The sequence below is a fragment of the Olleya sp. AS48 genome, from assembly GCF_038900355.1.
GTDB lineage: Bacteria > Bacteroidota > Bacteroidia > Flavobacteriales > Flavobacteriaceae > Olleya.
In genome coordinates this window covers 412,113-433,620 of record NZ_JBBMRD010000001.1, presented here as the reverse complement: position 1 = coordinate 433,620, position 21,508 = coordinate 412,113, and the positions used below count along the sequence as shown (strand labels likewise).

The window sequence follows — 21,508 nt, the reverse complement described above, 5'->3', positions numbered from 1 at the left end:
TGTATTTAATTATTTTATTTAAAATAATAAGAACCTGACCATTCGTAATCCTTATCGTTAATTGTAACTTTATGTTTTGCATCTACTAAAGCATTTGTATTAGCTGTTATAAACAATTTAGTAACACCCTTTACATTAGTAATTTGAATAGCTGTATAGGCTTCCGAGTTTAAGACTACGTTTAATTGCTTTATATTACTGTTGGAATTGATAGCAGACTCAGTTACTGGACTGTAACTTCCATGTGCTTCTATAGTGGATACAAAAATGGTGTTTTTAGCATTTTTACGTCTGACCATAAATGCTGCCTCACGTCTTAAATTAAATTCTGGATCATTTGCTCCAATCCTAGTAAACAGCAAGTCATCATTATCTTCTGTCAAAGTTGTTAATGTGTAAAACTTACCTTTATTTAACCATGAAAGTTGACTATTATCATTAGTCGCTTTTGCTGTAGCTTCAACAAATAAATGTTGATATCCATTCTTGCTACCTAATGGATTTAGTGCATTAGGTGTTTTATAATCAAAATTGGTTTGAATTAATTGCCCTAAAAAATAATATGGGAAATCATATTTATTAGGCTTGTTTGAAGTCACCTTCATAATATCTAATACGTATGGTTTTTCAAAATCTTCGTCTTTAATGACTGCCATAGTGCGTAAAAACTCTGTATTTGGATAAGCATTACTATCTTTTGCACTTGCTACTTGTACATTTTTATTATCTGAAGAAAAATAATTTAAAACAGAATGATACTGACTACCAACTTCATATTTTGCTTCAAAGTGAGAGGTTTCATTTTGAGTAATCGTATTATGTGCAATGGTTTGTTTTGCCCAAGTTTTATTTTCTTTTAAGTAATTTCCGCCTCCTTTTTGCTCAATGTTTACATATCTAGCTAAACCATAATCTTGTATAACTTCTTCTCCATTTTCATATAAAGAATAGGATAACTTATCATAATGCCCATGACTTGATCCTTGCGCTGCATATTTAAATACTAATTCTACAGTTTCGTTTCTTAAAACTGCAACACCACCTTGTGTTCCTTCTGGTCCATCAGATAGGTTAATAGATTTTTTAGAAAAAGGTGTTGCTTTGTTGTTTTTAATACCAAGTGCTACAGCTAATCCAGAGTCGTCTAATAAGACACGATCTTGTGCTTTAGCGATACTTAATAATCCAGTATCTTGTGTTCCAAAATGGTACGAAATATCTACTGCTGTGACTAACGCACTTGTGTAATATGACATCCCTTTTTGACCATCATTTAAAGGAAAAAAATCTCCATCTGCATCAGATAAATTTAATAGTGCATTAATTGACTTAAGTAAAACACCATTTTTATATTCAAATATTTTTAACTCTGGTTTTACGTTATGTAATCCTTCAGCAAAAATTAAAAAAGGATACATAGCATAGCGCTGATAATAAGGTCCTTCATTATAATAACCATCTGGTGAAAAAGGCTCTTCAATATTTGCTAAAAAACCAGCTTTTCCATCTTTGTTTAAAAAACCACCATCGTCGTCTTTTTTGTTAGAGTCTAATTTTAAATCTTTAATACCGTATAATGCACGATCTATCAATTCTTGATCATCCATGACTAAACCAATCATTCCTACAGCTGCATTTCCCCAGGTACTGTGATTGTGTACGCGTTGATAAAATTGTGGACTGTCTATAGAGATATGATCTGCAAATGGTCTGAATAAATTGGTTTCCAGCGTATTGCGTTCTTCTTTAGTTAAATAATTATAAATACAATCATAAGCTTGACTTACATAAACTAACCAATTAGAATCATTTAAACATTGCCAAAACAATTTACCTCTAGCATAAGACCTTGTTTTTGGATGTAATGGTAATGTTTTATACAATGCTTCATACTGCATCAACATATCTTTTACATATTTAGCATATTTCTGGTCATCTAAAATTTGATATAAAACACCAGCTTTTTGCATAATAATCATGTTACTTTTATGTTTTACATGAGTATATCCACCAGAATAATCTACTGGAATTGGTGTATCAATACCCAAAGCAATTTCGGCATCAACTTCTTCTTTAACCAGTTGTAATGTTTTATCAAAAATTGGAATGTTACCTAGTTGGGCTCTTATATCTTTTACGCCTTGAGCAGTTAAAATTAATTTTGGATGGCTTTGGATAGCGTTGTAATTATCTTTTTCAACCTTTTTTTGAATTATTGTTGACTCATTATTATTACATGATAACATAATACATACCAACATTAGTGCTGTACTTTTTAAGAATAAGGCTATTTGTTTAGTCATTGTTATTTAATTTAAGGCAATTTCTAGTTGATACACTTGATTTCCATTTACAGGAATTTTAGCAGTTTTATAAGCTTTTTTATTTACAGTCTTTAATGGTTTACCATCAACCAAAACTTGCATATATAAATCATTGTAAGGTTGAGACAGTAATTGTATTGTTATGGTATCATCATTATTAAAAATATAAATATCCGAAGTCTGAGAAAATGAAATAGATATCTGTTTGTTAGTTATTGTTTGCACAGAAAATAATAAAGAAGCCTCTGCCTTAGTCAACGAGACTGCATCATTATTACTAGCTTTCCAGTCAGACTGATTTAATTTCCAATTATTAATATTAGGTATTGCTTCTGTTTCGTCAATACGTTTATCATAGGTTTTAAAAGGAAAAATGACACTTATAAAATTAAATGAGTTTTGATTATTTTTAGAAACGACAGACCATTGTTTACCTCTGGCTCCATCTGTTTTTACTGAATCTATAGTATTTAATTGTAAAATATCTAATCCTGAACCGTTATCAAACGACGCTCGTAGTAAATTTGGTCCATTTTCTTTGGTATAATGTCCTTGCCAAACTTGTTTATAAGTATAATTACTTTCTGATTTAAAATTGTCTTTTACTATCCAAAACTCTTTTTTTATAGCTATCACTTGTCTTACATAATCAACACCAATGTTATTAAACCCATCGTGAGTACCCACAAAAACATCCATTACATCATTATTAAACCATGTAAGTGTTTTAGGTTGCGCTATTTTTTTAAATTTGCCAAAACCACTACCTCCTTTATTACTTGTATATTGCTTTCCTAGTAACTGATCATCCACTAAAGCAACATTTTTAGTCATTGAGTTTTTAAACAATTCTAGGTCTGAAAGTGAATACCTAACTTGATAATTAGGCAAAACTACCTTACCATTAGACATAGCTTGAACACCAAGTACATCTCCATGTTGATGGTCTGGTTTTATAGGGTCTACTCCTGCCGAAATAACCATCATATTATCATGTTTATCCCAACCTTCCCTCATTATATAGTAACCAGTATCTGGAAAATCTAAGGATAAGGCTTTGGGAGGTGATGATTGCTTGTTTTTAAGTTTATCTAACTGAGTTTGACTAGCTGTCCAATAAAATTTAGTACTTAATTGATCTGTTGCAAAATAACCAATCTCAGGATTTTCAAAAAGTAGATACCCTAAAGTCATGGCACCAGAAATATCATTAGTTTCTGCCCAAGGTGTATCTGTATCATCTGACAGTACAGGAGCTGATTTATCTGGAAAAGCAATTTTTGAAAGCGTTGTAAATAAGGACTTTAGTTTACTTTCCCAAACAGCATCTATAGGTAGTTTACTTTTTTTAGCTAATTGGTATACATAATAATAAGTTCCAATGTCGCTAATGTGGTAATGCACTGTGCGCTCAAACTGGAAACCGTCATTATTAATTTCTTTATCTAAATGCGCTCCTAAAAGTGTCATTGCATGATTATACCATTGATCAGCACCTTCAAAATCTTTTAAAATAATGGCAATCATTGCTAAAGCTGTTAGACCTCTAGTTTGGTGATTACCAGATACAAATTCTTGATTATTTTCAAACAAATGTTGAGCGTGTTGCAAAAAAGTAGCTATTGTTACAAGTTGTTCTTGATCAGAATAACCCGATTGACCCAAAAATAAACTATGTAATTGTAACCAATTTATAACACGATAACCTGACCTAAAAGCTTCGTAAACACCATTGCCATCAGGAATAGTTTCAAATTGATTATTAGCTAATGCTAAATTTAATGATGCTAATTGCTGAGTGAAATAATCTAAATATTTTTGGTTTTTATTTTGATAAAAATAGTAGTATCCTATATCTATCATTTTATGTTGTCTAGCCAAATGCCTTAAAGCATAAGCATTTACTGGCTGACCATTTTGATAGTTAAAAGGAAGTTTCCATTGTGCATTTGCTTCAAATTTTGCTAAATGATCTAAAGCACGCTCTGTATGTCCAACTTCCGCTTCGGGATAAATGGTTTGATACTCTTTAAATCGTTCTTCATTTGTCTTCCAATCATAAAAATAACGCTCTGAAAATTTTTCTCTGAAATACTCAGCCAATCTTTGTTCTGATAGGTCACCATTTGCAATAAGCTGTTTTTTTACAGACTCAGTTAAATAATTACTCAGCTCTGGAATAGGTAGTACTTTGTCAGAGGGAATATTTTGAGCACCTAAAAAGTTTACAAAACCTAGGCATATTATTAAATTGAAGCAAAAAACTTTCATATTAATACATTAATTTCAGTTTCAAATTTTGCACAACTTTAATTTCACCAGAATTGGTAATAGTATTATTTTCAGGCTTTTGATCTTTTTCTCCCCAAAGAACAGCTACAATCTTAACTGGATTATTTTTAAAGGTATTATTAGCAAATTCAACATTAACAATACCTCTATTTTTAATCAAGATATTTTCAGTCTCAGATTGTCCACAATTTGTAACCGTATTATCCTTAAATACTAAGTTTCCACCAATGGTAGACTCGTCATAACCACCACGATAATAATTTAAAACATTAGCATCCACATTACTAAAAGTATTATTCGTTACGTAAACAAACTCACTGTTATAATCACCTTTGTCGTTAGTCTCTTTATTTAATTGAATCCCACTCTTACAATTTTTAATAATTGAATTAGCTACCGAAACGGTATCTGCAAAAGACCCTTTTGACACTTCTAATACGCTGTTAAACTCACTAACTTCTGTATTATTAAGCCACAATCCATAAGCGCTACTCATGTTTTTGTCTAAAGTTTTAAAGGCTGCTTGGCTTTGGTTTCCTTTTAAAATAAGGTCTTCGATATGCAATACACCTTTTGGCTGCATTGAAAAAGCTGTAATATTTGATGTAAAACTTATTTCTGCTTTATTATTTTTATCTGTAGATTTTAATGTAATTAATTTAGAAATTGGTAATTCCTTATTAACTAGATATGCTCCAGGTTGTAAGCTTATTGTGTCTCCAGAATTAGCTTTTGCTAAGGCTTCGACCAATTGGACTGACGTGCTAACTTTAATCGTTTTAGCTTCGGTTTTTGCTTTATTTGTATTATACCAATTGGTTCCGTAATTAGATTTATCGTATAATACTTTGTGGTTTCCTGTATTAATAATTGCTCCAACAGTAGTATTGTCTGCAGTTCTTTTATTTCCGAATAGGTCAGTATCAATCGTTTCAAAATCAAAACCTGAATACACATTACCATTTGCTAATTTTGGCACCATTAATTGCGGTGACACTGCTGTAACGTCCATATTAGTAGTAATTAAACCTTCAGGTTTTACTTCACTTTTATTGTCGCTATTAGTGTAATTACTTTTAAATAAAACACCATCTACCTTATCATAATTTTTAATTGGAAAATCAAAAGGTGTTTGATTGTATAAAACATTGTTAGCAATTACCGTTCTAGTTGGTCTAGCAGATCGAATTTCGGATTTTGGTAACACATCACTTTGACTAACATTTGACCCAACACTAAAGTGAAAAGGTGTTTTTGTGTCTATAAAAGAATTATGTGCAATAACAACATCTGTAACTTGATTATAACGATTTAATGGCGATTTAGGAATTCCATTCATTATAGCTAAAGGCGCTCTAAACGTTTCACCTTTAAGGTTATAAAAATAATTATTTGTAATCCAATGTCCTGTATTAATCACTCTAATTCCACCAATAAATTGTGAATTATCATTACCTATAAAAATGTTTCCATCTATTGTAGCATAGTTTCCGTGACGTAAAACTAAAGAGCCTTCGCTTTCAAAAAACACATTATTTTTAAATGTATTATTGTTTGATTTACTAGAGATAATTTCAACTTCACCATTACAACGTTCAAATAAATTATTTTCTACATTGGTATGTGATGGTGTCATAGATGTACCACTGTCTCCTATTTGCATAGTTTCGCCATGTGGACCACCTTTTCTTGGTCTAGGTCCAAAATGATTGTTTATTATTTGATGGTAGTTTTTTACATGTTGGTTACCATCTAATCTTACCATAACGGTTGGACCAAAATTTGATTTTCCGGTTATATAATTATTACTTAACTGATTATGTCTTCCCCAAAATTCTACCCAATGGTCACTAACATCTCTATCTGGTTGTGTAAAAGCATCAATTACACAATTAGTTACTATACTATGGTTAGCAATTAAAGTATCATTAATTTTAAATTGAATAACATTTTCTGAAGGCGTATAACCGTTTTTAAAATGTAGCCCTTCTACTACTAAATAGTCTCCACCAATTTTTAAGTTTGAAATCCCTTCTATACTTACTTTTCCTGGAGTTTCCGCTTTTAGCGTGATTGGCTTATTTAAAGTTCCTTTACCATAAAATTCAATTTCAACATCTTTATATATACCATCTGCTAATACAATGTTATCTCCAGCTTTACTATCCTTAATTGCATTTTGCAATTCTTCAATAGAATTCACCTTAATATTATTAGAAATTTCTGTGTTTCCGCAGGAGACTAATACTATGGTAAGTAGTAAAAATGTTATTATTTTTTTCATCTATATATTGATTAATTTGTTGTTGTTATAATTTTTAATGTATCACGTTTAAACTAAAATATTTAATGTACGCAAAACCGTTTGGGCTGGTAGTACCTAAATAATTTCCAGCTTTAAAGTAGTTATGAAAAGGCCATTTATTTAAACTTACGTCAGTATAAACAAGTGGTTCTTGATTATTTAACTGTACTTCTACTCTACCAGTTGAGGCTAAGATCCTAAAATCAAAAGCTTCAAAGCCAACGTAACCTAAATTGTGTTTAATATCAAACCATGTAGCACTTGAAGTTTCTAGAAGTGCATCACCACAAGTTGTTTGGTCTATTAATGATTTTTTATGTGACCATATGTAACCATCTTTCCAATATATTTTAATTAAAGGAGGTCCATTATTAGAAGAAAATCCATGAATAGCCATATCCTCTTCGGAAATTATACCATGAATCTGCATTACGATTACCTTATGAAAATTTGCACTAGTATCTGCATCTTCTGAAATAGATACCACTTGCAATCTTCCAATCATTTCGCCTCCATCGTTTAAAGACCAATTTTGCTTAGCATTATTTGGATTGATTAATTCTCTTAGTTCTGTTCTGGAATACGAACTATTTGAGGTTGAAACATCAGGAATAGAATAAAACACTAAACTATTGTCTGAAGTATCATCATATAAATATGGTTGAATATCTGTTTCATTTTGATAACCAAAACCTACTAATTGATTTGGTTGAAACTCGTCTGGAGAACCATTATTATTTAAATCGACTGGTAAAGTTAATTTCCAATTTGTAAAGTCTATTATGGGTGTGCTATTTTCAGTATCCAGAATTTGACCAATAGTAGTCGACGTATTGTTATCCTCTGGATTATCAACCGATGAACAAGACATCCATAAACTTAAAAACAAAGCTGTTTTTAATACAAATGCGGTTGAAGAAAAAGCGAATTTCATTATAAAAATATAAAAAATTAGAAATTGGTTTACCAAACTGGTTTACCAAATATAAACGTTTTATATTAATATTAAAATTTTTAACGGTTTTATTAATAAATTGTTAATTATTAGCCTTTAAATTGATTAAACAATAAGTAGTAATAAATTTAAGTTAAATCATATATAATTATAGATTAAAACTAAGTGTAATAATTAAATAGTGTACACTCTTACCTTTTTCTTTTTTAATCTTGTGTTATTAATTGTATCGATAATAATAGTTGCTTTTGTTTTTGGCACAGCTACAAACACACAATCTTGTTTAAGTTCTATAATTCCAATTTCGGATTTATCTAGATTACATTGTTTAAACAACACACCTGCTACATCTCCTTTAGAGATTTTATCTTTACGTCCTCCAGAAATAAATAGTGTAACCCAATCTGTTGTTAAAGTATTAACCGTACCTTTTGGCGTTACTGTATCATCAAATTTAATAAAATCCGGAAGGCGCTCTCCTTCCCATTGTATAACATAAGATGTCCCTTCTGCATTCATACGTGCAGTACGACCATTACGATGTGTAAACTCTTCTGCCTTTAAAGGTAATTGATAGTGAATAATGTAATTTAATTCAGGAATATCTAAACCACGTGCTGCAAGATCTGTGGCGATTATAATTTGATGTGTACCGTTTCTAAATTTAATTAATGCTCGTTCTCTATCAATTTGCTCCATTCCGCCTTGAAAGCAACCATGTCCAATATTATTTTTAGTTAAAAAGTCACTTACAAATTGTATAGTATCTTTATAATTACAAAATATAATACCTGGTTTATTACCTATATCATGTAATAAATCGACTAACGTTTGAAGCTTATTTTTATCTGGAGACAAAACTTGCTTGATTTCTAAATTTGAAACTTTAGTATCAGAATAATCAATAATCAATTCGTTTTCAAGACCTACAAAACGCGGAATTTCCATGTCTTGAGTTGCTGATGTTAGAATCCTCTTTTTAATATGAGGCAAACTAGCTATTATTTCACTCATTTCCTTTTCAAAGCCTACTTCTAAAGACTTATCAAATTCGTCTAAAACAAACGTGTTTATATCATCCACTACAAAGGTTTCACGTCTTAAGTGATCTGCCACACGACCAGGAGTACCTATTAAAATCGCAGGTGTATGTGCTAAGTCGATTTTATCCTTACTAAAATGCCTACCTCCATAAACAGCATTTGCTTTAATACCGGTTCCCATAGTGCGAATAACCTGTTCTATTTGAATTGCTAATTCTCTTGAAGGTACTAATATTAGTAATTGTACATTTTTACAATCTGTATTTAATGCAGTAATGGTAGGCAATAAAAAGGCTAGTGTTTTACCAGTTCCTGTTGGCGATAATAACACTGTGTTTTCAGCATTTGTAATAGATAACAAAGCTTCTTCCTGCATTGGATTAAGTGCCTTGATATTTAATTTATCTAAAATATCTTGCTGTACTTTTAAATAGCTACTCATGGTTTATTTTTTCTTTTTTTTCTTTACAACCTCTTGTTTATCAACAATGGTATTATTTTCTGCTATGTAATTAGATAATATTTTATCTACTAATTCTTCTTTTGTTAAATGATGAAAAATAGTTTTTACTTTTGCTTTAAAATCTTCTGGAATATCTCTGTTTACCTTAGTTTTAAAGATTTTTTTAGCCCAAAGTAATCCATTATTTTCTTCTATACTTTTAGCATCAGCTTTTTGATATTGTTTGAAATTAATACCTAGTTCTGCTTCAAACTCCGGAATGTCTTGTACCTCGTCTTCTTGAATAACACTTAATGCAAGACCATTTGCTCCTGCTCTGGCTGTACGACCACTTCTATGCACATAAGCATCGTAAGTGTCTGGTAAATGATAATTAACTACAAAAGCTAAATCTTTTACATCAATACCACGAGCAGCCAAATCTGTTGCTACAAGTATATTAATGTGACCTTCTCTAAACTGCCCCATAATACGATCTCGAATCCCTTGCGTTAAGCTACCATGTATAGCTCCAGAAGAAAATTTATTTATAGCTAGATTTTTAGCTAACTTGTTAACTGCTGCTTTTGTTTTACAAAAAATAATGCCACGCTGACCATCATTGGCGTTTAAAAAGTGCATTAACACATTTAATTTCTCTATTGGCTCAACCACCACATATTGATGATCTATACCTTGGTGACCAACGGTTTCCATATCAGCTTCAATAGTCAACACTTTTTTAGACAAACTGTTTTGAACCAATTGCTTTATTGTTCCTGGCATAGTTGCAGTAAACAATAACGTTCTTCTGCTTTTTGGTAAAACCTTAATTATAGCATCAAGACCTTCTTTATGTGCACTAACCATTTCATCTGCTTCATCTAAAACAAAATATGAAATCTCTTTTATGTTTATTGCGTTACGCTCTATTAAGTCCGCTAAACGTCCAGGAGTTGCTACAACAATATGAGTGGTTTTTTTAAGTGCTTCGATCTGTGGTTTTATTGGTATACCACCAAAAACACCAGCAATAGACACACTTAATTTAGAGGAATTAAATGCTTCTAAATTTTTAAATATTTGCTGACTCAACTCTCTTGTTGGAGCTAAAATAACTGCTTGAATATGACTTTTATTACTATCTATTAATTGTAATATTGGTAATCCAAAAGCAGCAGTTTTTCCTGTTCCTGTTTTTGCAATAGCAACAATATCGTCAGTTTGGTTTAGTATTACAGGTATTACTTTTGATTGAATATCTGTTGGTTTTGTAATTTGCAAATCTGCTAAAGTGCTTTGCAATGCTGTATTAATACCTAAACTTAAAAATTGTTGTGACATAAAATATAATTTTATACAAATATAGTAGAGTTTTATTGGTTTAATAGATTTATGTCATGCGATTTAGAATCACTTTTAAACAGTTATTTAATTTAATAAATTATATAAATAAAAAAGAGGATAATTTTTCAATTATCCCCTTTTCTCACTATCAACAAACCAAATCAAAAAATCATTTATTCCATTTCTATAATACCAACCACTTCATAAGCTCTGGTACCATCTACTTGTATTTTTTCGTATAATATATTTGCGAATTCGTAATATGTCTCGTCGTTTATAACAACCTTTTCATAATCGTCTGGTAACTCATAAACAATAGTACCAACTTCAGGATCTACCACTTCATATTCATTACCTATTTGAGTATAAAATACACCATAAGCATTGTAATAATTACGATTATTATAACGTACTTTTTTATAATTTACTGGTAAGGTTTTAATCCTGAAACCAACCTTTGGAGCTATTACAATATAACGACCTCTAGACTGTGTATAATACTTATTGTTAGCATAGTAATAGTTTTGTCCTCTATATGTTACGACCGTTCTGTTTGGTACAGTTCTAACCGAAACCACTTTACGTTTTGGTGTTTTATAAGTGACCTTAGTGCTAGGCACACGCGCAGCAACAGTGCGCTTAGTAGTCGTTGTTGTGGTTGTAGTAACTCTTTTATTACTTGTAGTTCTTCTTGTTTGTGCTTCTGTTTGTGTTGCAAATGCTACCAGTAATACTGCTGGCAATATGTATGCTTTTATAAATTTTTTCATAATTTAAAGATTTAAAATTCAACTTTATTTTACTATTAATACTAAGACGTTTTTTAGTATTAATAGTTTAAAGGTATTTGAATTAATTCTGTTAAAAAATGAAAATAGACCGTTAGCTAGAATGTATCTACAAAACTGAGATTTTTATAGATGAGATTATTTTGAAGAAACAAAATCTTAACAAATTAATGCAAAGAATTATTATTAATATACTCTAAAAACTTAGGTTTATATTGCTCTGAAACTGTTATACGTTGGTCGTTAATTATAATTTGACTGCGCTCTATTATATCTATATTTTTTAGTGATACTATAAAAGAGCGATGCACACGCATAAATTGTGTTTCTGGCAATTCTTCTTCTAACGACTTTAAACTCATTAACGTTAAAACTGCTTTAGGATTATCTTTTAACCAGATTTTAATGTAGTCTTTTAAACCTTCAAAATATAAAACATCTGCTAGCTTTATGCGAAGTTGTTTGTATTCCGATTTTACAAATAAAAATTCTTTTTCTTCAGATAATACAGACTGCTTCTTCCCTTTTACCAACTCAAACCAAGTAGCTGCTTTATTGGCTGCAGCTAGGAACTCAGCATAATCAAAAGGTTTTAATAAATAATCTATAGCTTCTACTTTAAAACCTTCTAAAGCATAATGATCAAAAGCTGTAGTGAAAATAACACGCGTATCTTTTGGTAACATTTTAGAAAATTCTAGACCTGTTAAATCTGGCATTTGTATGTCTAAAAACAATAAGTCTACAGGATTGTTTTTTATAAACTCCATAGCTTCAATTGCACTACTACACTTTTGTTTTAGATCTAAAAATGGTGTTTTTTCCACATAACTTTCTACTAAATTTAAAGCCATAGGCTCATCGTCTACAATAACACAAGTTATTTTATTGTTGCTCATAATTTAATTGGTTTCAATTTCTAATTGTGCATAAAAACGGGAGTCTTTTACAAAGGTTTTAAAACTGTTTTTGCTAGGATACAACAATTCTAATCGTTTTTTAATATTAGGAAGTCCTATTCCTGAACCACTTTTATCTTCGGTTTTCTTCGGAAAGTTATGATTTTTTATAGTAAATAAAACCGTTTGATTATCCAAAGTCAGATTAATATCAATAGTACTTGCTTTACTAGCCGAAACGCCATGTTTAAAAGCGTTTTCAATTAATGAAATAAATAATAAAGGTGCAATTTTAATTCCGGTTTCCGCTGATGGAAAACTATAGTTAACAACTGTTTTGTCAGACACACGAAGCTTCATAAGCTCAATATACTTTTTCATAAAATCTATTTCCTTAGTTAAAGCTATAGATTCTTCGCTTGTTTCATATAGCATATAACGCATTAACTTGCTTAAACTATGTATTGATGTTTTGGCTTGTTCTGGTGAAATATCTACCATAGCATAAATATTATTCAACGAGTTGAAAAAGAAATGCGGTTGCAATTGATAATGTAAATGTTGTAATTCAGACTGTAATTTAAAATTAGCAGCTTCCTTACGTTCTGCTTCTGTTTGTACCCAACGTTTTGTGGTTTTTACTGCTATTGAAAACAATAAAGGTGCCATGTAAGATACCATCTGAACGTAAATAAACATCTTAAATGGTGGACCAGAACTATCACTACTACTTGGTCGTTTTTTTGCTATATCCTTAAAAAAAGTATCTTCAACTGTTTCTTTAAAATAAATAAATAACACTATGCAAATCAGGTTAATACCTATAAACCAAATTGTTTTTTTAGTGAATAGAAATTTATCTATTAGTACAAAGTAATTTAAATAAAATAAGACTGCAGATAACGCTAAGGGAATCCAAAAATGAATGACTACTCTATTGATTTCTTGCTCTTGACCATAGGACAATAAGTAAGGCATACTAAACAGTACAAACCAAACTAGAATGTGTGATAATAATGTTATGTTTTTGTTTTTAATCATGAGTTATCTATTCGTAACGTAAAGCGGTTATTGGGTCTAATGCTGAAGCTTTTCTTGCAGGATACCATCCAAAAAAGATACCTGTAATTGCACATACTGCAAATGATATTATTATTGAATACAACGCAACGCTTGTAGGCCAATTTAAGAATTTTTCTATAAAAACTGTAGCTCCAAGTCCTAAGATTACACCAAGTAATCCACCAGTGATACTAATTAAAATTGCTTCAATTAAAAATTGCATTAAAATATCCGATCCCTTACCACCAACAGCCATACGTAAACCAATTTCTTTGGTACGCTCTTTTACAGATACATACATGATATTCATAATACCAATACCACCAATTAATAGCGATATACTAGCTACTGCAACTAATAAAATGGTTAACATTTCGCTAGTAGAGCTAAAAGTTGAAATTAATTCTTCCATAGATCGCACACTAAAATCATCATCTTCATTATCTAATAATTTATGCTCAGTTCTTAAAATTTCTGTAACCTGAGTCACAGCATCTGCAGCATCATCTTCACTAATTGCAGAAGCTATAACTTGATTTAAATAGTCTATTGCTAAAATACGTTTTTGAACCGTTGTATAAGGTGCAATAACCACATCATCCTGATCTTGACCAAAGGTGTTTTCTCCTTTTTCTTCTAAAACACCAATCACTTTAAATGGAATATTATTAAAACGAATCATTTGTCCTACAGGTTCTTGTCCATCTGAAAATACATTATCGACAACCGTTTGCCCAATTACTACAACTTTTGAAGCCGATTGCACATCTACATTTGTAAACATACTTCCGCTTTGCAATCCAACAACTTTAATCTCTAAATAATCTGGATTAACGCCATAAATTGTAGAAGGCCAGTTATTTGAGCCATTAATAACTTGTCCACCACCATTAACGACTGGTGTTACATAGCTTAATAAATCGGCTTGCGCTTTTATGACTTCGTAATTTTGAAGTGTTAATGTTTGTACATCTCCTCCACTACCTCTGGCTGGACCTCTGTCGTCTGCTCCTGGTCTTATGGTAATCATATTTGAACCCATATTTGAAATGGTAGAACGAATACTTTCTTTAGACCCTTCACCAATAGCCAACATAGCAATTACAGACGCTACACCAATGATGATACCTAACATGGTTAGCAAGGTTCTCATTTTATTAAGTACGATAGCCTTAAAAGCAATTTTTATTAAATTTAATAGTCTCATAATTAATCGTCTTGTTTAGGCAGTTTAGCTAATTGGGCTGCTGCAGATTGTACTTTGTGATTTTGATAATCCTGCATTATACTACCATCTTTTAACACAATAGTTCGGCTACTAAAAGTGGCAATATCTGGCTCGTGTGTAACAAAAGTTATAGTAATCCCTTTGGCATTAAGTTCTTGAAACAGCGACATAATCTCGTAGGATGTTCTTGTGTCTAGGTTTCCTGTAGCTTCATCTGCTAGAATCATTACTGGATTATTTACCAACGATCTAGCGATAGCAACACGTTGTTGTTGTCCTCCTGAAAGCTGCGAAGATGTATGATGCAACCTGTCCCCTAAACCAACCATTTCCAATGCTTTTATAGCACGCTCTCTACGTTCTTCTGTAGACACTTTACTGTTATATAACAAGGGTAATTCTACATTTTCTATTGCAGATGTTCTTGCCAATAAGTTATAAGATTGAAATATGAATCCTATTTTTTCGTTTCTTATTGTTGCTAATTCATTTCGGCTTAAAGCCTTAACACTTACGCCATCAATTTCATATTCACCAGAGGTTGGTTGATCTAAACACCCTAAAATGTTAAGCATCGTACTTTTTCCAGAACCACTAGATCCCATTATGGTAACAAATTCGCCTTCTTTTATGTTAAACGAAATTCCCTTTAAGGCATGTACCGTTTCGGTTCCCATGGTAAACTGACGTTTTAAGTCTTCTATTTTTATAATGTCTTTACTCATGGCTTTTATTTTTTCTTGTTTCCTCCTGGACGTTGTGGCATAAATGGACTTTCGTTTACTCCTGCTGGTCCTGATGCTTCTGCTTTTGATACACCTTTTAAACTATATACTAGCTCATCACCTTCATTAACTCCGCTTAATACTTGTACATTTACGCCATCACTAGCGCCTAAGGTTACTATTTTTGGTGTAATGCTTCTATCTTTTTCTAATACCCAAAGTGTAGTTTCTTTTTCCGGAGTTGTACTACCACTGTTTGATAGATTATGATGTGTGTTGTAAGACGCTAATGTTTCAGCTTCTGGAGTAAAGTTTATGGCTTTAGCTTCCGCAGTTAACACATCGTTTAGTTCCAAAGTATAAATAGAAATGGTTGCTGTTAATCCTGGTTTAAGTTTTAAATCTGGATTGTGTGCCTTAATAACCACTGTGTACGTTACTACGTTTGATGTTACTGTTGGGTCTAAACGTACTTGCGTGACTTCACCTTCAAAAGTTTCACCTAAATACGCATCTACCGTAAAGGTTACACGTTGTCCTTCTTTTACATTTCCAATATCTGCTTCATCTACGTCTGCTTCTACTTGCATTTCTTTTAAATCTTGAGCAATTGTAAATAAGGTTGGCGTGCTTAAACTTGCTGCAACGGTTTGTCCTTCGTCTATAGCACGAGATAATACTACACCATCAATTGGCGAATAAATATTAGCATAACCTAAATTTGTTCTAGCCGATTGTAAGTCTGAATAACGTTGAGTTACTGTTCCCTTAGCGGTTGCATAATTAAATGCAGCGTCATCAAAATCTGATTTACTTATAACTTGATTATCAAATAATGTTTGTTGTCTGTCGTAAATTGTTTTGGTGTAATTTCTTTGGCTTACAGCATTATCATAAGCTGCTTGTGCTTGGGTTTTTGCTGCGTTTAGATTGGTTTTATCCAACTCTGCAATAAGCTGACCTTCTTTAACAACGCTATTATAATCTACATAAATTTTCTCGACAACTCCAGAAACTTGGGTACCAACTTCCACTTGTGTAATTGGCTCAATAGTTCCCGTTGCAGTAACCATAGTGGTTACATTTGCTTTTTTAGCTGTAACTGTTTTAGGCTCTATAACTATGGTATCTTCACCATTTATAAAACTGAATGCTACAATAGCAAGTATTACTAATACTACGCTTCCTAATATGATTTTCTTTTTAGATTTCATAATTCTGTTAATTAAAGTTTAATATCGTTTCCTTGGTAAAATTGTAATAACTCGTGGTATAAAATATTTAAGTATTTAGACTGTAAATAGTTTTGCTGCGCATTGGTATAGGTGTTTTGGCTTATTACCAAGTCTGTTGTACTTAATCCACCTAATTCATACTTTTTTTGTGCTAGTTTATAACTTTGTTCTGCTGACACTTTAGAGGCTTCGGCAGCTATAACTTGCTCTTGTGCAGATATTGCATTTTGGTAAGCAGTTTCAACTTTTCGGTACACTTCCTTTTCTGTATTTTGTTTTTGTATTTGCGCTTTATCAATGTTTATTGATGCTGTTTTAACTGCTGCTTTAGTTTGATTTCTATTAAATATTGGAATGGTTAACGATAACCCTAATTTTTGATTGAAGTTGACATCAAACTGATCTGAAAACGTATTATCGTTAATACTTGTGTAACCAGAACCAATACTTCCTGTTAAGGATAAGGTTGGTAAAAAGCCTCCTTTAGCAATGTCAAGTTCTTTCTCGTTTGCTTCAATATTTAAATTACTTGCCTGAATTTCTGGTAGAAAACCAATAGCATTATTATAAAGTTGATTTTTATCGATGTCTAGATTAATTAAATCCATGTTTTCATCAATAGTTTCAATTTGAATATCTTCTAAAGGCGATAATTCTAATAATTGTTTTAGTTGAATAATGTATTGTTGGTAATCGTTTTTAGCCGATATGACATTGAACTTATTAGTGGCTGCTTGACTTTGTGTTTCGGTGTAATCACCTAAAGCAATAGTGCCTGCATCTAATCTTGCTTTTGCTCTTTCAACTTCTTTTTCTGATGCAACAACATTGTTTTCCGCAATAGCGATACTTTCTTTGCTATAAATTGTTTGTAAATACACTTCTAAAATGTTTAAAACAATATTGTTTTTTTCGACTTCTTCTAGAAAAATACTTTGCTCTAATAAAATCTTATTCTGCTTAATTTGATTGCTAAGTTGATTCCCTTGAAATAAAGTCATCGAGCTATTAATACCAACATTTGTACTATGGATTTGATCTGTAACATAATCGCTAGTAATAGGATCTATAGTACTTCCGTTGGAAAAATTTTGCGATGCGCTTCCAAATAAATTAGGTAGTCTAGATGACTTTGCTTTACTGTAATCCACTTCGGCAAGGTTTTTATCTAAAGTGGCATCTTTGATCGTAATATTATGCTCAATTGCATAATCTATGCAATCTTGAAGCGACCAAACTTTAGTTGATGTTTCTTGAGCAAGCGACAGTTGCACAAAAAATAAACTGACTATGATTAAATATAATTTCATTTTAAAAGGTGTTTTAATTCTACACTTCAAAGGTGAAACTATATACTATCTTATTATAAAGCGATAGACGTTTGAGGGTTTTAACTATACGAAATCGGGTAATCTATCGACGAGAATTTTTTGGATTTAGCCTAAAAACAAAAACAGCCTCTAAATAAATTAGAGGCTGTTTTTTATATTATTAAAAAAGTGCTTTAATTTTTAAGCGAATTCATGTCAATTACAAAACGATATTTAACATCGTTACTTGTTACACGATCGTAGGCTTTATTAATGTCTTGCATATCAATAAGTTCAATATCACTAGTAATATTGTGTTCTCCACAAAAATCTAACATCTCTTGTGTTTCTTTTATACCTCCAATTAAAGATCCTGCAATACGTTTACGACCTACTATAATATTTCCACCATGAAAAGGTTCTAATGCTTCAATTGCACCAACTAAAACCATAGTAGCGTCTATTTTAAGCAACCCTAAATACGGATCCATTTTATGACCTACAGGAATGGTATTTAAGATAAAATCGAAACTACCTTGGTGTTTTTTCATGTCGTCTGCATCTTTAGACACTAACACTTCATGTGCGCCTAATCTTTTAGCATCTTTACCTTTTTCTGGAGATGTTGTAATCATAACAACATGCGCTCCTAAAGCATTCGCAAATTTAACTCCCATGTGACCTAAACCACCTAGACCAATAACACCAACTTTATCTCCTTTTTTAACTTTCCAGTGACTTAAAGGTGACCATGTTGTAATTCCAGCACATAATAAAGGTGCTGTTGCTGCCTCGTCTAAATTTTCAGGAATACTTAATACAAATTTTTTGTCAACCACTACTGACGATGCGTATCCACCATATGTTTGTTTTCCTTCAATATGTTTATCTGGACTGTTGTAGGTCCATGTTGCACCTTTTTCGCAAAATTGTTCTAAATCCTGATCACATGATGCGCAAGATTGGCAAGAGTCTACTAAACACCCTACACCTACTAAATCACCAACTTTATAGTTGCTAACTGCTGATCCAACCTCTGTAACACGACCAATAATTTCGTGTCCTGGCACTACTGGATAGGTAGATCCTTTCCAATCGTTTCTAACCGTATGGATATCACTATGGCAAACACCACAATACGTAATATCAATTTTTACGTCGTCTGTACCTACAGCACGTCTTTGAATATCTAAAGGTTTTAAATCTTCGGTTGCCGAAGTTGCACCATATGCTTTTACTGTTGTCGTTGCCATTTTTATGCTTTTTTAAGTGTTACTTTAAGTTCTATCTCTGTATTTAATACTTTAGAAATTGGACATACTTCCTTTGCTTTGTGTGCTATTTGCTGGAATTGTTCGGCATCAATTTTTGGAACATCACCTTCTAGGTCTAGTGTTATTTTGGTAATTGCTCCATCCTCAAAAGTGACCGTAGCATCTACGTCTAAACTTGTTGCTGTAAAATTGTCTTCGTTTAATAAAAAACTTAATTGCATTGCAAAACATCCTGCGTGCGCTGCTCCTATTAACTCCTCTGGATTTGTTCCTTTTTCACCATCTTCAAATCGTGTATGAAACGAATATTGTGTTTTATCTAAAACTTTACTTCCTGTAGTTAGACTTCCTTGTCCATCTTTACCACTTCCTTTCCATTCTGCATTTGCTTTTCTTGTAAATTTCATTTTGTATGTTTTAAGTTAAACTATAATTATTTTGAGGCTGTTGGATAGTCTGTATATCCTTTTTCTCCTGTTGTGTAAAAGGTATCCTCATCCCATTCTGCCAGCTCTAAATTGTTTTCAAAACGCGCTACTAAATCTGGATTTGAAATGAATAATTTACCGTAAGCTACTAAATCTGCATCACCATCCTCAATAACCTTGTTTCCTTTTTCTTGATCAAAACCTGCATTAATCATTAATGTACCATTGTATAATGGTCTAAAATGCTTAGCAATCTCTTTGACTGCATACGGAATCTCTGAAACATCAGTAAAAGGTTCTGATAAATGTACGTATGCTAGATTATAATCATTTAATTTTTTGATAATATATTCAAAAGTTGGTATAGTCTCCTCATCCATGGTCATTCCAAAAAGACCATTTAAAGAAGGGTTAAAACGTGCTCCAATTTTTTCTTGCGGAATTACTTGTTTTATAGCATCTAAAACTTCAAAGAAAAAACGTGTTTTATTTTCTATGCTTCCACCATATTCATCTGTTCTATTGTTAGATGAATTATTAAAAAACTGGTGAAATAAATAACCATTTGATGAATGAATCTCTACACCATCAAAACCTGCTTTTACTGCATTTGCTGCAGCATCTTGAAAATCTTTAACCGTTTGTTTAATCTCTTGAATAGTCATTGCCTTAGGTGTCACAGTATCTTTAAACCCCTCAGGTGTATACGATTTTGCGTTTGGATTTAAAGCTGAAGATGACACAGGTAAATCACCATTATGAAAGTTTGGATGTGACATACGACCAACATGCCATAATTGAATAAAGATTTTTCCGCCTTTATCGTGCACACGTTTAGTTACTTTTTTCCAGCCTTCTACTTGCGCATCTGTATGTATTCCTGCGGTATTGATGTAACCGACAGCTTTTTTTGATACTTGAGATCCTTCTGTAATAATTAAGCCTGCAGAAGCACGTTGCTCATAATATAATCCGTGTAATTGGTCTATTGGTACATTACCATCGTTATTTGCGCGACTACGTGTCATCGGAGCCATAACGACTCTGTTTTTTAAATTTATGTTTTTGTTATATGGTAGTAATAAAGGTTGTTTGCTCATGTAAAAATATGTAATATGTTAATTATTACAAACTTACAAATCACTTCCTTCAATTTAATTGATCTATATCAATTAGGACAGTTTTAACTTTTTAATTGTTTTCTTACTCTGCTTAGGTTTTCGGGAGAAATACCAAGATAATTAGCAATATCATAATTGGGTACTCGGTTTTCAATATTTGGATATGACACGCAAAACTCCAAATACCTTTCTTTAGTTTTTTTTTCAAGCGTCGATAAAATACGCTTACGCTGTGCGATAAAAGCTTGTGTTATTAATACCCTAAAATAACGTTCAAAAACTGGTGCTTTTACATATAACTCTTGCAGCACGTCGTAGTTTATTGCCAATAGTGTGGCGTCTTCAATAGCTTCAATATATAAGATGGATGAACCTTGATTATAAAAAGCATCAAAATCTCCGATCCACCAATTTTCAATAGCAAATTGAACAATATGAATACCACCTTTATCATCAATGTAATATGCTTTTAAACAGCCTTTTACTACAAAGTATTCATGCTTAACATGTGTGCCAGGTTTTAGTAAAAACTGCCCTTTAGATACAGATATTTGATTTAAAGCAGCATTAAATAATTTAATATCCTCCAAACTTGGAGATACGTGATTATTTAAATGTTTTATGATAGCAGAATACATCATACAAAGATGCTAAAAATTTAAATAAATATCAATGGAATTATTGAGCTTTAAATGCATAAAAAAAGGCTTTATGTAAACATAAAAGCCTT

Annotated in this window: 17 protein-coding genes; all 17 read right to left on the bottom strand. The window is 31.8% G+C overall.

Annotation, left to right across the window (positions count from 1 at the left end):
- Positions 1-14: 14 nt before the first annotated feature.
- Positions 15-2,303, bottom strand: coding sequence for an alginate lyase family protein (locus WNY60_RS02055; protein ID WP_342861326.1), 2,289 nt, complete (start codon positions 2,301-2,303; stop codon positions 15-17).
- A gap of 6 nt (positions 2,304-2,309) precedes the next feature.
- Positions 2,310-4,595 (bottom strand): heparinase II/III family protein, encoded by a 2,286-nt coding sequence (locus WNY60_RS02050; RefSeq protein WP_342861325.1) that lies wholly within the window; start codon positions 4,593-4,595, stop codon positions 2,310-2,312.
- A gap of 1 nt (position 4,596) precedes the next feature.
- Positions 4,597-6,900: a chondroitinase-B domain-containing protein gene (locus WNY60_RS02045; RefSeq protein WP_342861324.1), complete on the bottom strand. Its 2,304-nt coding sequence runs from the start codon at positions 6,898-6,900 to the stop codon at positions 4,597-4,599.
- Positions 6,901-6,934: 34 nt separating this feature from the next.
- Positions 6,935-7,855 carry a polysaccharide lyase family 7 protein gene (locus tag WNY60_RS02040; RefSeq protein WP_342861322.1) on the bottom strand — a complete coding sequence of 307 codons (921 nt, stop codon included), beginning with the start codon at positions 7,853-7,855 and terminating at the stop codon, positions 6,935-6,937.
- A gap of 195 nt (positions 7,856-8,050) precedes the next feature.
- Positions 8,051-9,361, bottom strand: coding sequence for a DEAD/DEAH box helicase (locus WNY60_RS02035; protein ID WP_342861321.1), 1,311 nt, complete (start codon positions 9,359-9,361; stop codon positions 8,051-8,053).
- A 3-nt stretch (positions 9,362-9,364) separates the two neighbouring features.
- Positions 9,365-10,705 carry a DEAD/DEAH box helicase gene (locus WNY60_RS02030; RefSeq protein ID WP_342861320.1) on the bottom strand — a complete coding sequence of 447 codons (1,341 nt, stop codon included), beginning with the start codon at positions 10,703-10,705 and terminating at the stop codon, positions 9,365-9,367.
- A gap of 176 nt (positions 10,706-10,881) precedes the next feature.
- Positions 10,882-11,478 (bottom strand): DUF6515 family protein, encoded by a 597-nt coding sequence (locus WNY60_RS02025; protein WP_342861319.1) that lies wholly within the window; start codon positions 11,476-11,478, stop codon positions 10,882-10,884.
- 185 nt (positions 11,479-11,663) lie between these two features.
- Positions 11,664-12,395 (bottom strand): LytTR family DNA-binding domain-containing protein, encoded by a 732-nt coding sequence (locus tag WNY60_RS02020; RefSeq protein WP_339807796.1) that lies wholly within the window; start codon positions 12,393-12,395, stop codon positions 11,664-11,666.
- 3 nt (positions 12,396-12,398) lie between these two features.
- Positions 12,399-13,436 carry a histidine kinase gene (locus tag WNY60_RS02015; protein WP_342861318.1) on the bottom strand — a complete coding sequence of 346 codons (1,038 nt, stop codon included), beginning with the start codon at positions 13,434-13,436 and terminating at the stop codon, positions 12,399-12,401.
- 7 nt (positions 13,437-13,443) lie between these two features.
- Positions 13,444-14,664: an ABC transporter permease gene (locus WNY60_RS02010; protein ID WP_145001722.1), complete on the bottom strand. Its 1,221-nt coding sequence runs from the start codon at positions 14,662-14,664 to the stop codon at positions 13,444-13,446.
- Positions 14,665-14,666: 2 nt separating this feature from the next.
- On the bottom strand, positions 14,667-15,410 hold the full coding sequence (locus WNY60_RS02005; protein WP_342861317.1) for an ABC transporter ATP-binding protein: 744 nt from the start codon (positions 15,408-15,410) through the stop codon (positions 14,667-14,669).
- Between the two features lie 5 nt (positions 15,411-15,415).
- The gene (locus WNY60_RS02000; protein WP_342861315.1) at positions 15,416-16,624 is read right to left on the bottom strand and encodes an efflux RND transporter periplasmic adaptor subunit; all 1,209 of its coding nucleotides are present in this window, start codon (positions 16,622-16,624) and stop codon (positions 15,416-15,418) included.
- 11 nt (positions 16,625-16,635) lie between these two features.
- Positions 16,636-17,955, bottom strand: a complete 1,320-nt coding sequence (locus WNY60_RS01995) for a TolC family protein (RefSeq protein ID WP_342861314.1) — start codon at positions 17,953-17,955, stop codon at positions 16,636-16,638.
- Between the two features lie 194 nt (positions 17,956-18,149).
- Positions 18,150-19,208, bottom strand: coding sequence for an NAD(P)-dependent alcohol dehydrogenase (locus tag WNY60_RS01990; RefSeq protein WP_292945299.1), 1,059 nt, complete (start codon positions 19,206-19,208; stop codon positions 18,150-18,152).
- A gap of 2 nt (positions 19,209-19,210) precedes the next feature.
- Entirely contained in the window at positions 19,211-19,636 is a 426-nt protein-coding gene (locus tag WNY60_RS01985; protein ID WP_145001727.1) for an OsmC family protein, read from the bottom strand.
- A gap of 26 nt (positions 19,637-19,662) precedes the next feature.
- Positions 19,663-20,757 carry an alkene reductase gene (locus WNY60_RS01980; protein ID WP_342861313.1) on the bottom strand — a complete coding sequence of 365 codons (1,095 nt, stop codon included), beginning with the start codon at positions 20,755-20,757 and terminating at the stop codon, positions 19,663-19,665.
- Between the two features lie 83 nt (positions 20,758-20,840).
- Complete coding sequence (locus WNY60_RS01975; protein WP_342861312.1) at positions 20,841-21,419, bottom strand: Crp/Fnr family transcriptional regulator; 579 nt, start codon at positions 21,417-21,419, stop codon at positions 20,841-20,843.
- Positions 21,420-21,508: the final 89 nt, after the last annotated feature.

Bases quoted from the DNA above. Each gene is read 5' to 3' on its own strand.
- WNY60_RS02055 (WP_342861326.1), bottom strand. From the start codon at position 2,303: ATGACTAAACAAATAGCCTTATTCTTAAAAAGTACAGCACTAATGTTG.
- WNY60_RS02050 (WP_342861325.1), bottom strand. From the start codon at position 4,595: ATGAAAGTTTTTTGCTTCAATTTAATAATATGCCTAGGTTTTGTAAAC.
- WNY60_RS02045 (WP_342861324.1), bottom strand. From the start codon at position 6,900: ATGAAAAAAATAATAACATTTTTACTACTTACCATAGTATTAGTCTCC.
- WNY60_RS02040 (WP_342861322.1), bottom strand. From the start codon at position 7,855: ATGAAATTCGCTTTTTCTTCAACCGCATTTGTATTAAAAACAGCTTTG.
- WNY60_RS02035 (WP_342861321.1), bottom strand. From the start codon at position 9,361: ATGAGTAGCTATTTAAAAGTACAGCAAGATATTTTAGATAAATTAAAT.
- WNY60_RS02030 (WP_342861320.1), bottom strand. From the start codon at position 10,705: ATGTCACAACAATTTTTAAGTTTAGGTATTAATACAGCATTGCAAAGC.
- WNY60_RS02025 (WP_342861319.1), bottom strand. From the start codon at position 11,478: ATGAAAAAATTTATAAAAGCATACATATTGCCAGCAGTATTACTGGTA.
- WNY60_RS02020 (WP_339807796.1), bottom strand. From the start codon at position 12,395: ATGAGCAACAATAAAATAACTTGTGTTATTGTAGACGATGAGCCTATG.
- WNY60_RS02015 (WP_342861318.1), bottom strand. From the start codon at position 13,436: ATGATTAAAAACAAAAACATAACATTATTATCACACATTCTAGTTTGG.
- WNY60_RS02010 (WP_145001722.1), bottom strand. From the start codon at position 14,664: ATGAGACTATTAAATTTAATAAAAATTGCTTTTAAGGCTATCGTACTT.
- WNY60_RS02005 (WP_342861317.1), bottom strand. From the start codon at position 15,410: ATGAGTAAAGACATTATAAAAATAGAAGACTTAAAACGTCAGTTTACC.
- WNY60_RS02000 (WP_342861315.1), bottom strand. From the start codon at position 16,624: ATGAAATCTAAAAAGAAAATCATATTAGGAAGCGTAGTATTAGTAATA.
- WNY60_RS01995 (WP_342861314.1), bottom strand. From the start codon at position 17,955: ATGAAATTATATTTAATCATAGTCAGTTTATTTTTTGTGCAACTGTCG.
- WNY60_RS01990 (WP_292945299.1), bottom strand. From the start codon at position 19,208: ATGGCAACGACAACAGTAAAAGCATATGGTGCAACTTCGGCAACCGAA.
- WNY60_RS01985 (WP_145001727.1), bottom strand. From the start codon at position 19,636: ATGAAATTTACAAGAAAAGCAAATGCAGAATGGAAAGGAAGTGGTAAA.
- WNY60_RS01980 (WP_342861313.1), bottom strand. From the start codon at position 20,757: ATGAGCAAACAACCTTTATTACTACCATATAACAAAAACATAAATTTA.
- WNY60_RS01975 (WP_342861312.1), bottom strand. From the start codon at position 21,419: ATGATGTATTCTGCTATCATAAAACATTTAAATAATCACGTATCTCCA.